8 protein-coding genes are annotated in these 11,900 nt (G+C 73.0%); 4 read left to right on the top strand and 4 right to left on the bottom strand.

Annotated features, from left to right (window positions below; all coding sequences use genetic code 11):
- Positions 1-9: 9 nt before the first annotated feature.
- Positions 10-1,077 carry a uroporphyrinogen decarboxylase gene (gene hemE / locus ABD401_RS16595; protein ID WP_344606720.1) on the bottom strand — a complete coding sequence of 356 codons (1,068 nt, stop codon included), beginning with the start codon at positions 1,075-1,077 and terminating at the stop codon, positions 10-12.
- Positions 1,078-1,223: 146 nt separating this feature from the next.
- Here hemE and ABD401_RS16600 point away from each other — a divergent pair, with 146 nt between their 5' ends.
- The 3 genes from ABD401_RS16600 to ABD401_RS16610 all read left to right on the top strand — a co-directional run bounded on the left by ABD401_RS16600 (position 1,224) and on the right by ABD401_RS16610 (position 4,133).
- Positions 1,224-1,877, top strand: coding sequence for a DUF3000 domain-containing protein (locus tag ABD401_RS16600; RefSeq protein ID WP_344606722.1), 654 nt, complete (start codon positions 1,224-1,226; stop codon positions 1,875-1,877).
- 301 nt (positions 1,878-2,178) lie between these two features.
- Complete coding sequence (locus ABD401_RS16605) at positions 2,179-2,724, top strand: LuxR C-terminal-related transcriptional regulator (RefSeq protein ID WP_084671810.1); 546 nt, start codon at positions 2,179-2,181, stop codon at positions 2,722-2,724.
- A 137-nt stretch (positions 2,725-2,861) separates the two neighbouring features.
- Entirely contained in the window at positions 2,862-4,133 is a 1,272-nt protein-coding gene (locus ABD401_RS16610) for an HRDC domain-containing protein (RefSeq protein WP_344606724.1), read from the top strand.
- 10 nt (positions 4,134-4,143) lie between these two features.
- Here the strand turns inward: ABD401_RS16610 and ABD401_RS16615 are convergent, their stop codons facing one another.
- From ABD401_RS16615 to ABD401_RS16625, 3 genes are all read right to left on the bottom strand, one after another.
- A complete protein-coding gene (locus tag ABD401_RS16615; RefSeq protein ID WP_344606726.1) occupies positions 4,144-5,601 on the bottom strand; it encodes a protoporphyrinogen/coproporphyrinogen oxidase in 1,458 nt (485 codons plus the stop codon).
- On the bottom strand, positions 5,594-7,510 hold the full coding sequence (gene dxs, locus ABD401_RS16620; protein ID WP_344606775.1) for a 1-deoxy-D-xylulose-5-phosphate synthase: 1,917 nt from the start codon (positions 7,508-7,510) through the stop codon (positions 5,594-5,596). Before dxs ends, ABD401_RS16615 begins: the two co-directional genes overlap by 8 nt.
- Positions 7,511-7,581: 71 nt before the next feature.
- On the bottom strand, positions 7,582-10,374 hold the full coding sequence (locus ABD401_RS16625; RefSeq protein ID WP_344606728.1) for an aconitate hydratase: 2,793 nt from the start codon (positions 10,372-10,374) through the stop codon (positions 7,582-7,584).
- 276 nt (positions 10,375-10,650) lie between these two features.
- On the opposite strand from ABD401_RS16625, the gene egtA reads away from it, so the two are divergent.
- Complete coding sequence (egtA, locus tag ABD401_RS16630; RefSeq protein ID WP_344606730.1) at positions 10,651-11,895, top strand: ergothioneine biosynthesis glutamate--cysteine ligase EgtA; 1,245 nt, start codon at positions 10,651-10,653, stop codon at positions 11,893-11,895.
- Positions 11,896-11,900 lie beyond the last annotated feature (5 nt).

Here is an 11,900-nt window from a genome sequence, read left to right on the forward strand (position 1 = left end):
CGGGCGGGGTCAGCGGGCGGTGCGGGCGTGGACGCGGTCGACGACGCGGGCGAGGACGTCGGGATCGGTGTCGGGGAGGACGCCGTGGCCGAGGTTGAACACGTGGCCCGGGAGGTCGGCGGCGGCGGCGAGGACGGCGTCCACCCCGGCGTCGACGGCGTCGGTGCCCGCGAACAGGACGGCGGGGTCGAGGTTGCCCTGCAGGGCCTTGCCCGGGCCGACGCGGCGGGCGGCCTCGTCGAGCGGGACGCGCCAGTCGACGCCCACGACGTCGGCCCCGGCCTCCCCCATCAGGCCCAGCAACTCGCCGGTCCCGACGCCGAAGTGGATGCGCGGCACCCCGAGGTCCTCGACCGCGGCAAAGACCTTGGCGCTCGCCGGCATCACCGAGCGGACGTAGTCGACCGGGGCGAGAGCACCGGCCCAGGAGTCGAACAGCTGCAGCGCCGAGGCCCCGGCGCCCGCCTGGACGCGCAGGAACACGGCCGTGATGTCGGCCAGGCGGTCGAGCAGGGCGGCCCAGAGGTCCGGGCGGCCGAGCATCATCGCCTTGGTCTTCTCGTGGTTCTTCGACGGCCCGCCCTCCACGAGGTAGGACGCGAGCGTGAACGGCGCCCCGGCGAACCCGATCAGCGGGGTCGCGCCGAGCTCGGCGACCAGGAGCCGGACCGCCTCGTCCACGTAGGACACCTGGGCCGGGTCCAGGACCGGCAGGCGGTCGAGGTCCGCCCAGTCCGCGAACGGCTGCGCGACGACCGGCCCGACGCCCGCGACGATGTCGAGGTCGACGCCGACGGCCTTGAGCGGCACGACGATGTCCGAGAAGAAGATCGCCGCGTCGACGCCGTAGCGGCGGACCGGCTGCATCGTGATCTCGGTGATCAGCTCGGGGCGGGTGCAGGACTCCAGCATCCCGATGCCCTCGCGCACCTTGCGGTACTCGGGCAGGGACCGCCCCGCCTGCCGCATGAACCACACGGGCGTGTGCGGGACCGGCTCCTGACGGCAGGCCCGGACGAACGCCGAGCCTCGCGGATCGGCGGCAACTGGACCAGACTCGGAGGACGCCAGCGACATGGGGCCGATCGTCCCATGCGACACGCCGCGTTCGATCCACGGTTGGGTAGGACCGTCGTGTCACCGTGCGTCGACGGGTGCGCGAGCACCGCCGGAACGGCACGGCCCGAGCGAATTCGCTCGGGGTGGACGGCTAGGAGGCCCGAGTGACGCGACTCCAGAAGGACGGCCCCCCGCCGACCCGGCTGATGGATCTGCCCCCGGACTTCCTCGAGGCACTGAACGGCATCCAGGCCGCGAAGGTGCGCCCCGAGGTCCAGCTGGTCGAGTGCCCGGCTCCGCAGCAGCTGGCGCCGTACGCCGCCGCCGTGATGGCCACCGTGACGATCGCGGGCGAGGATGTCGCTTCCGGTCGTTTAATCCTCCTTTGCGATCCCGCGGGTCCGGAGGCCTGGGAGGGGCGGCTGCGGCTGGTCACCTACCTCCGCACGACGCTGGAGGCGGAGTTCATCACCGACCCCCTGCTCCCCGAGGTCGCGTGGGGGTGGTTGGCGGAGACGCTGGGCGCCCACGGGCTGCCCCTGGTGGCGGCCGGCGGCACCGTCACCCGGGTGCAGTCGCACCCCTTCGGCGAACTGGCCGAGGATGACGCCGAACCCGGCGGTGAGCTGGAGATTCGTGCGTCCTGGAGCCCCCTGGAGGGCGACCTGGCGGCTCACGTCGAGGCCTGGATCGAGGTGCTCTGCACCGCGTGCGGGCTGCCCCCCACTCCCCCCGGTGTCGTCCAGATGCCGGGCACCTCTGGCGCGCCGCGGAGAGCTGGGGTAAAACGGGGCGCAAGCGGACGCAGGGGACGCTGATACCTCCTGTCACTCCCGTCTCTGTGACGTCTCAAACGTAAAGTTCGGTAAAGAAGCATTCAAGGAATCTCCCGGAACGGCCGATGGGCTCTTAAAGGCCACAACACCGGGAGGTTCCGTGACGCTCCTCGAATCCGCGCCTCGGGCGGCGAATTCCGTCCTGACGCGACCGAACCGCACGGTTCCGCCCCCGCCACGGGTGCCGTCCCCGCTGGTCCGCGAGTCGCGCGAACTGCGCGAGCCGCGTTTCGCTCCGGACGACCTGCCGCTCGGTGCCGAACGCACCGGGTGGTTCACCGCGATGGTGGTGGGCGCCGATCCGTACCGCCGTGCCCTTGCCGTACGCCGTCTGCGCGCCCTGGGCGCCAAGGACGTGACCGAGGCCGGGACGGTCCTGCAGGCCCGCGCCTGGGCCCGGACGGCCGGTCCGCGGGACGTCTGCCTCGCCGAGGCGGCCCTGCCGGACGGTTCGGGCATCCTGCTCCTCGCCGAGCTCCAGCGGGCCGGCTGGGCGGGTTGCGCGGTCGTACCCCTGGCCGACGGCGCCCGCGCCGCCCGGGCCGCGCTCGCCGCCCGCGTGCGCAGCTGCGTGCTCGCGGGTCGCGTCACCGGCGGGGGGCCGGACTCCGACGCCGCTCGCGCCGCGACGCGCCTGGGCCTGTCCGCGCGTGAGGTCGAGGTGCTCCGGCACGTCGCCGAGGGCCGCTCGAACCGCGACATCGGCGAGGCCATGGGCCTGTCCGCGCTCACGGTGAAGAGCCACCTCGCCCGCATCGCCCGCAAGCTCGGGACGGGCGACCGCGCCGGCATGGTCGCCACGGCCATCCGGGCCCGCGCGATCGACTGACGACCCGCACCCGGGCGGCGCGGATCGAGCGGCACCACACGCACGACCAGGGGGGCCGGACCGTTTGCGGTTCGGACGACACGACAAAGCTGCAGGCTGACGGCGCGCGCACGGCGCGACGCCGTAACGTAAGGCCCGTGACCAGCCCCGCCGACGACGCACGCGACGGCGACGGACCGGTCCCCCTGCTCGAACCGGCCGACGGAGTTCCGCCGGTCATCGAGACCGCCGAGAGCCTGGCCGCAGGAGCCGCTGCGCTGGCGGCCGGCAGCGGGCCCGTGGCCGTCGACGCCGAGCGCGCGTCCGGCTACCGCTACGGTCAGCGGGCGTACCTGATCCAGATGCAGCGCCGCGGCTCGGGGATCCTCCTCATCGACCCCATCGCCTGCCCGGACCTCACCCCGATCATTGCGGCCGTGAGCGGGCTCGAATGGGTCCTGCACGCCGCCAGCCAGGACATTCCGTGCCTGGCCGAGGTCGGGCTCCGCCCGGAGCGGATCTTCGACACCGAGCTCGCCGGGCGTCTGCTGGGCTACCCCCGGGTCGGGCTCGGGAGCATGGTCGAGGTCGTCCTCGGCCTCAGCCTGGAGAAGGGCCACTCGGCCGTCGACTGGTCCGTGCGGCCGCTGCCGGAGCCCTGGCTGCGCTACGCCGCCCTCGACGTCGAGGTCCTCGTCGACCTCCGCGACGCCCTCGAGGCCCAGCTCCGGGCCGACGGCAAGCTCGAGTGGGCCCACCAGGAGTTCTCCGCGATCGTCGCGAACCCCCTCCCCGGGCCCCGGGTGGACCCCTGGCGCCGCGTCTCCGGGCTGCACCGGGTGCGCCGCGCCCGCCAGCTCGCCGTCGTCCGCTCGCTCTGGGAGACCCGCGACCGCATGGCCGCCACCCGCGACATCGCCCCGGGCCGGATCCTCCCGGACAGCGCGATCGTCGAGGCCGCCCTGGCCATGCCGACGTCGGTGGAGCAGCTCGCCGCCATGCCGGTGTTCGGCGGCCGCTCGACCCGCCGTGCGGCCGGGACCTGGTTCGCCGCGATCGAGGCCGCCCGGGCGCTCCCGGACGACCAGCTCCCGCCGGCCCATCTGCCGTCCACCGGTCCCCCGCCGCCCCGCAGCTGGGCCGAGCGCGACCCGGCGGCCGCCGCCCGCCTGGCGGCCCTGCGCGCCGCCCTCGGGGCCGTCGCCGAGGCCAACAAGCTCCCGACGGAGAACCTCCTCGCCCCGGACTACGTGCGGCGCATCGCGTGGTCGCCGCCAGAGAACCCGACGCTCGAGGTCATCACCGCCGCCCTCGAGGGCTACGGCGCCCGACCGTGGCAGATCGCCCTCACCGCCGGGGTGATCGTGACCGGCCTCGAGGACGCCGCCAAGGCCGCCGCCGAACCCGCCGCGGAGCCCGACGCCTCCTGAGGCCGCAACCTCAGTCGAGCAGCGCCTCGACGCGTTCGCGGCCGCGTTCCCACTGGAGGTGGTCGAACGCGCCGTCGGGCCGGAGGGCGTTGACCGCCTCCCGGGCCAGGAGCAGGGCGTGGTGGGTGTTGTCGTGGAAGAACAGCCCGAACCGGCCGAACGAGGTCACGGACGGGATCCCGCGCAGCCAGGAGTCCAGGCCGTGGAGGTCGCGGTCGTATCCGAGCGTGTAGGTCGGGTAGTACATCGCCGAACGGTGCACCTGGACCTGCACGACCCGGATCTCCGGCAGGTCGGTGCGCGCCGCCGCCGCCACCACGAGGTCGGCGAGGTCAGCCTCGCCCGCGGTCCAGATCTCGTCGCCGACGGCGCAGGGCAGCTCCGCACACAGGACCGTGTGGCCGACGGGGTCGTCGGCGTTGTCGCGATAGTTAGCCGGTTCGGAGATCCGCAGCACCGGGGTGTCGTCGCCGGGGATGTGGTGGCAGTCGTGCGCGGTCCACCGGCCGCCCTCGTGCACGAGGAAGACGAGCACCATCCCGCGGAACCGCAGCCGGGTCGCGGTCTCGATCGCACCCAGCGGCGGACCGGGCCGCGTCGACCGCGCCAGACGCGGCAGAGGCAACGTCGAAAATGCGTGACGGCCTGTCAGACTTGCGCCCTCCAAGGTACGCACGGTCACCGAGCCGAACGCCGGCTCGACGGCGTCGATCTCCGTCCCGAGCCGGATCTCCGCCCCGGCGTCGACCGCGGCGTCGGCGAGCGCAGACGCGATCTGACCGAACCCACGACGCGGGTAGCGGTACTCCGACCCCGCCGCGCGGTACTTGCGACCCGCCCGCCAGGTGATGTCGGCGCCGACGATCCGGCCGGTCGCCTCGGCGTCGAGCCGGGAGCCGGGTTGGTTCCAGATCTTGCGGGCGTACGGCTCGTGGACCGCCTCGTAGATCCGCCGCCCGACCCGCGCGCGCATCGCGTCGGCGTAGTCGTCCCCACCGCTGCGGTGCAGGGCGGTGCGGGTCGCGTCCCAGATCATCGCGGTGAACAGTGGGTGGGGCAGCAGCCGCCGCAGGTCTGACGCGGGCCGTTCCAGCGGTACCCAGCGGTCGGCCACGCGCACCCGGGCGCTGCGCCGGCGGGTCTGCAGGTCCGGCCCGAGCAACTCCTCCAGGTCGGCCAGGACGTCCGGCGCGAGCCGCGCGGGCAGCCGGTGGCTGCCGTAGTCGACCGGCATCCCGGCGAGGTCGAAGCTGGCGGCGAGGCCCCCGACGTGCTCGGCGTGGTCGAGGACCAGGACGCTCCGCCCCCGGCGCGCGGCCCGGACGGCCGCGGCCAGTCCCGCGGTGCCGGCACCGAGGACGAGCAGGTCGACGGACGTGCGTTCGCGCGACGTGCGCTCGATCAGCGCGGGCTCGGGAGCGCCCGTCGGCCCGTCGGCCGGAACAGGCTCGGAAAGAGCCTCAGGCACGTGGGGCGGGACGGTCGGCGGACTCGGGTACGTCCTGCAGGCCCGCGACGATCTCGACGACCTCGCGCGAGATCTCCTGCGGCGTCAGCCCGATCTCGGACAGGACCTCGGCCCGCGTCCCGTGGGGCAGGAACTGCAGCGGGATACCGAAGTCACGGACCGGGGTCCGCACCCGGGCGTCCCGCAGCGCCTGCGCGATCGACGCACCGACACCACCGACGCGGCCGGAGTCCTCGACCGTCACCACCAGGCGGTAGCCGGCGGCGAGCTCCACGAGGGCCGGGTCGACCGGCTTGACCCAGCGCGGGTCGACGACGGTCACGCCGACGCCCTGGTCGCCGAGGCGCTGCGCGACGTCGAGACAGGTCGCCGCCATCGCACCGACCGAGACGAGCAGCACGTCCGGCTCCCCCGCGCGGTGCAGGACGTCGACGCCGCCGACGCGGTCGATCGCCGGCACCTCGTCCGGGGCCGTCCCCTTCGGGAAGCGGACCACGGTGGGGGCGTCGTCCACGTCGAGGGCCTCGCGCAGCTGCGCGCGCAACTGGGCGGCGTCGCGCGGGGCCGCGAGGCGCAGGCCGGGGACCGGCTGCAGCATCGCGAGGTCCCACATGCCGTGGTGGGAGGCGCCGTCCTCGCCGGTGACCCCGGCGCGGTCGAGGACGAACGTCACGCCGCAGCCGTGCAGCGCCACGTCCATCAGGACCTGGTCGAACGCGCGGTTGAGGAAGGTCGAGTAGACCGCGACGACCGGGTGCAGGCCGCCCATCGCGAGCCCGGCCGCAGAGGTCACGGCGTGCTGCTCGGCGATGCCGACGTCGAAGACCCGGTTCGGGTGCTTGTCGGCGAAGTGGTGCAGGCCGACGGGGATCAGCATCGCCGCGGTGATCGCGACGACGTCGGGCCGCTCGTCGGCGACGGCGACCATCTCGTCGGCGAAGACCGAGGTCCACGACGTGCCGCTCTTGGCGGTCAGCGGGCGGCCGGTCAGCGGGTCGTGAACGCCGATGCCGTGGAAGTGGTCGGCGAGGTCGTTCTCGGCGTGGGCGTAGCCGGCGCCCTTGCGGGTGATCGCGTGGACGATGACCGGCCCGCCGAAGTTGCGCGCCCGCATCAGCGCGGCCTCGAGCGCTCCGATGTCGTGACCGTCGATCGGGCCGACGTACTTGAGCCCGAGGTCCTCGAACATCCCCTGCGGGGCCAGCCAGTCCTTGAGGCCCTTCTTGAGCCCGTGCAGGGCGTGGAAGGCCGTGCGCCCGACCACGGGGGTCTGCTGCACGCGGGTACCGCTCCAGCGCAGGAACCGCTCGTAGTTCGGCTTGGTGCGCAGCGCCGAGAGGTGGTTGGCGAGCCCGCCGATCGTCGGCGCGTAGGAACGCTCGTTGTCGTTGACGACGATGACGACCGGCCGGTCCGGGGCGGCGGCGATGTTGTTCAGCGCCTCCCAGGCCATACCGCCGGTCAGGGCCCCGTCACCGACGACCGCGACGACCGCGCGGGAGGTGTCCCCCTGCAGCGCGTAGGCCTTGGCCAGCCCGTCCGCGTAGGACAGGGCGGTCGAGGCGTGGGAGTTCTCGATGACGTCGTGCTCGGACTCCGCCCGGCACGGGTAGCCCGACAGGCCGCCCTTCTGGCGCAGCGTCGTGAAGTCCGCCGCCCGGCCGGTGAGGATCTTGTGCACGTAGGCCTGGTGACCGGTGTCCCACACGATCCGGTCCCGCGGGGAGTCGAAGACCCGGTGCAGGGCGATCGAGAGCTCGACCGCGCCCAGGTTCGGCCCGAGGTGTCCCCCGGTGCGCGAGACGGCCTCGACCAGGAAGTTCCGGATCTCCGCGGCGAGCGTCTCGAGCTCGGCGGGCCGCAGACGTTTGACGTCAGCCGGCCCCGAGATCTCCTCGAGCAACCCCACCCAGTCCTCCAGACGTTCGCGTGCGTCCGGCCAATTGTGACTCATGGCCGCAGTTGGCCGGACGCGACGAATCAAATGAGCTTGCGGAGCACGTACTGCATGATCCCGCCGTGGCGGTAGTAGTCCGCCTCACCCGGGGTGTCGATCCGGACCTTGGCGGCGAACTCGACGCCGCCGGCCCGCACCGTCACCTCCGAGGGGATCTCCCCGGCGTTGAGGGTGTCCACGCCGACGATGTCGAACGTCTCCTCGCCGGTCAGGCCCAGCGAGTCGGCCGTCTGGCCCTCCGGGAACTGCAGCGGCAGCACGCCCATGCCGATCAGGTTCGAGCGGTGGATGCGCTCGTAGGACTCGGCGATGACAGCCTTCACGCCCAGGAGCGCGGTGCCCTTGGCCGCCCAGTCCCGGGAGGACCCGGAGCCGTACTCCTTGCCGGCCAGGATCACCAGCGGGATGTCGGCGGCCTGGTAGTTCACCGAGGCGTCGTAGATCGTGCTCTGCTCGCCGCCGGCGGTGAAGTCGCGGGTGAAACCACCCTCGACACCCGGCACCAACTGGTTGCGCAGCCGGATGTTGGCGAACGTGCCGCGGATCATGACCTCGTGGTTCCCGCGGCGCGAGCCGTAGGAGTTGAAGTCGGGCCGGGCGACCCCGTTCTCGGTCAGGTACTTCCCCGCGGGCGAGTCGGCCTTGATCGAGCCGGCCGGCGAGATGTGGTCGGTCGTGACCGAGTCGCCGAGCTTGGCGAGCACCCGCGCACCGGTGATGTCGCTGACCGGCGACGGCTCCATCGCCATGCCGTCGAAGTACGGGGGCTTGCGCACGTAGGTGGAGTTCGCGTCCCACTCGAAGGTCGAGCCGGTCGGCGTCGGCAGCGACTGCCAGCGCTGGTCGCCGGCGAAGACGTCCGCGTAGTCCTTGAGGAACATGTCCTGCGTGACGGCGCCGGCGAGGACCTCCTCGACCTCGGCCGTCGACGGCCAGATGTCGCGCAGGTAGACCGGCTTGCCCTCGGGGTCGGTCGCCAGCGGGTCGTTCAGGATGTCGATGTCCATCGTCCCGGCGATCGCGTAGGCGACGACGAGCGGCGGCGACGCGAGGTAGTTCATCTTCACGTCGGGGTTGATCCGGCCCTCGAAGTTGCGGTTGCCGGAGAGCACCGCGGTGACGGCGAGGTCGGCGTCGTTGATCGCCTTGCTGATCTCCGGCAGCAGCGGCCCGGAGTTGCCGATGCAGGTCGTGCAGCCGTAGCCGACGAGGTTGAAGCCGACCTTGTCGAGGTACGGCGTCAGACCCGCGCGGTCGTAGTAGTCCGAGACGACCTGCGAGCCCGGGGCCAGCGTCGTCTTCACCCACGGCTTGCGGGTCAGGCCGCGCTCGACGGCCTTCTTCGCGACGAGCGCCGCGCCGACCATGACCGACGGGTTCGAGGTGTTGGTGCAGGACGTGATCGCGGCGATCGTGACGACGCCGTGGTCGATCTCGAAGGTGGAGCCGTCGGCGAGCGTGACGGTCGTAGGCTTCGACGGGCGGCCGGAGCCGGCGCCGACCGGGACGCGCGGGGCGCCGTTGGTGTCGTCGGCGTGCTCGTCACCCGGGGCCGGGGTGGCCGGGTCGCTGGCCGGGAACGAGGCGGCGGAGGCCTGGTCGACCTCGCTGGTCGCGTCGAACTCGGTGTGGTCGACGTAGTCGCGCAGGCTGCTGCGGAACGCGGCCTGAGCGTCGGTCAGCGCGATGCGGTCCTGCGGACGCTTCGGGCCGGCGATCGAGGCGACGACCGTCGAGAGGTCGAGCTCGATGTGCTCGGAGAAGCGCGGCTCCGCGGCCGGGTCGTGCCAGAGGCCCTGCTCCTTGCAGTACGCCTCGACGAGCGCGATCTGCTCCGCCGGACGGCCCGTCAGCTCGAGGTAGCGCAGGGTTTCGGCGTCGATCGGGAACATCGCGGCGGTCGAGCCGTACTCCGGGCTCATGTTGCCGATCGTGGCGCGGTTCGCGAGCGGCACCGCGGAGACGCCGGGGCCGTAGAACTCGACGAACTTCCCGACGACCTTGTGCTCGCGCAGCATCTCGGTGATCGTCAGGACGAGGTCCGTCGCGGTGACGCCGTCCTGCAGCTCGCCGGAGAGCTTGAAGCCGACGACGCGCGGGATGAGCATCGAGACCGGCTGACCGAGCAGCGCGGACTCGGCCTCGATGCCGCCGACGCCCCAGGCCAGGACGCCGAGGCCGTTGACCATCGTCGTGTGCGAGTCGGTGCCGACGCAGGTGTCGGGGTACGCCTTCCCGTCGCGCACCATCACCACGCGCGCCAGGTGCTCGATGTTGACCTGGTGGACGATGCCGGTGCCGGGCGGGACGACCTTGAACTCGTCGAAGGCGGTCTGGCCCCACCGGAGGAACTGGTAGCGCTCGAAGTTGCGCTCGTACTCCAGCTCGACGTTGCGGGCGAAGGCGTCGCCGGTGCCGAAGAAGTCGGCGATGACCGAGTGGTCGATGACGAGCTCGGCGGGCGCCAGCGGGTTGACCTTGTTCGGGTCGCCGCCGAGGTCGCGCACGGCCTCACGCATCGTCGCGAGGTCGACGACGCAGGGGACGCCGGTGAAGTCCTGCATCACGACGCGGGCGGGCGTGAACTGGATCTCCGTGTCCGGCTCGGCCGCGGGGTCCCAGCCACCGAGCGCGCGGATGTGGTCGGCGGTGATGTTCGCGCCGTCCTCGGTCCGCAGCAGATTCTCGAGCAGCACCTTGAGGCTGAACGGGAGGTTCGCCGCACCCTCGACCGCACTCAACCGGTAGATCTCGTAGCTGTTGTTGCCGACCTGCAAAGTCCCGCGGCTGCCGAAGCTGTCCACCGAAGCGCTCACGACGTCTCCCTCTCTCCGAACACCTCGTCATCCTCCCGTCCGCCCTGCGGGCCGGAGTTTGTGAGGTAAGCCTTACTTCTGTCTCGATCCAAAGTATCTTGATATCGAGACACCATCGTAGCGCACCGGACACCGGGAGAAGGTCGGACGACCGTCAGCTGATCGTCAGATTTGTCGACCCGGAATGTCGGTCCCCGTGCCTAGGGTTCGGAGGACGTGCGGACGGGCAGTTCGCGCGCACCTGCTCCAGACGCGGGCAAGAGGAGGCGGCGCCACGTGGACCAGCACCTGGGTCGGCGGATCGCCGCGGGACGCTTCTCCGAGGTCGCTGCCGAGACCTACGTCGCGAGCACGTGCTTCAAGACCGGGCCCCCGCGCCTGGTCGGCATCGAACTCGAATGGCTCCTGCGCCACCGTGCCGACCCGGCCCGCCACCTCTCCCCCGGCGACCTCGACCTCGCCCGTTCCGTCGGCGAGGTTCTGACAACCGGCCGCCTCACCGTCGAACCCGGCGGCCAGCTCGAACTCTCCAGCGACCCGTTCCCGGACCCCGTCGAGGGTCTGCGTCGCATCACCGCCGACGTCGCCGCCCTCCGCGCCGCCCTGGCGCCCGCGGGGCTCGAACTCGTCGGCCTCGGTCTCGACCCGCTCCGACCGCCGCGCCGGGTCCTCCGGCAGCCGCGGTACGCCGCGATGGAGGCGTACTTCGACCGGCAGGGCGGCGTCGGCCGCTCGATGATGTGCTCGACCGCCGCCGTCCAGATCAACCTCGACGTCGGCGCGGACGTGTCCGCCCGCTGGGACCTCCTCCACGCCCTCACGCCCGTGCTCGTCGCGGCCTTCGCCAACTCCCCCGTCCCGACCGGACCGGCGCGGGGCGCCCGCTCGGGTCGCGCCGCGGTGTGGGCGGCGCTCGACCCGGCCCGGACCCGGCCCGTGCCCGTACCCGGCCTCGACGCACGGACGGCGTGGACCGAGTACGCCCTCGCGGCCCCGGTGCTCTGCGTCCGGACCGAGGGCCCGGACTGGAGCGCCCCGCCCGGCCTGACCTTCCGCGACTGGCTCCGGGGTCGTGGCCCGCGGCCGGTGACCGAGGCGGACCTGGCGTACCACCTGACGACGCTGTTCCCGCCGGTCCGGCCGCGTGGTCACCTCGAGCTGCGCGTCCTCGACGCCCAGCGGACCGAGGCCGACGCCGGCGCCGCGCTCGCCCTGGTCTGGGCGCTCTGCTCGGACCCGACCGCGGCCGACCGCGCCCGGGAGGTGCTGGAGTCCGTCCCGGCCGACCCGGCGGTGCTGCTGCGCGCCCGCCGGGACGGCCTCGCCGACCCCGAGCTCGCCGTCGCCGCGAAGGGATGCTTCACCGCCGCCCTCGGCGCGCTCGGCCGGCTCGACGCCGCCGGGCTCGCCCCCGCCCTCGCCGCGTTCGCCGACCGCTACGTCGAGCGGGGCCGCTGCCCCGCCGACGACACCCTCGACGCCTGGTCCGCCGGGAAGTCCCCCGGGAAGGAGACGCCGTGACCGCG

The organism is Sporichthya brevicatena (assembly GCF_039525035.1).
GTDB lineage: Bacteria > Actinomycetota > Actinomycetes > Sporichthyales > Sporichthyaceae > Sporichthya > Sporichthya brevicatena.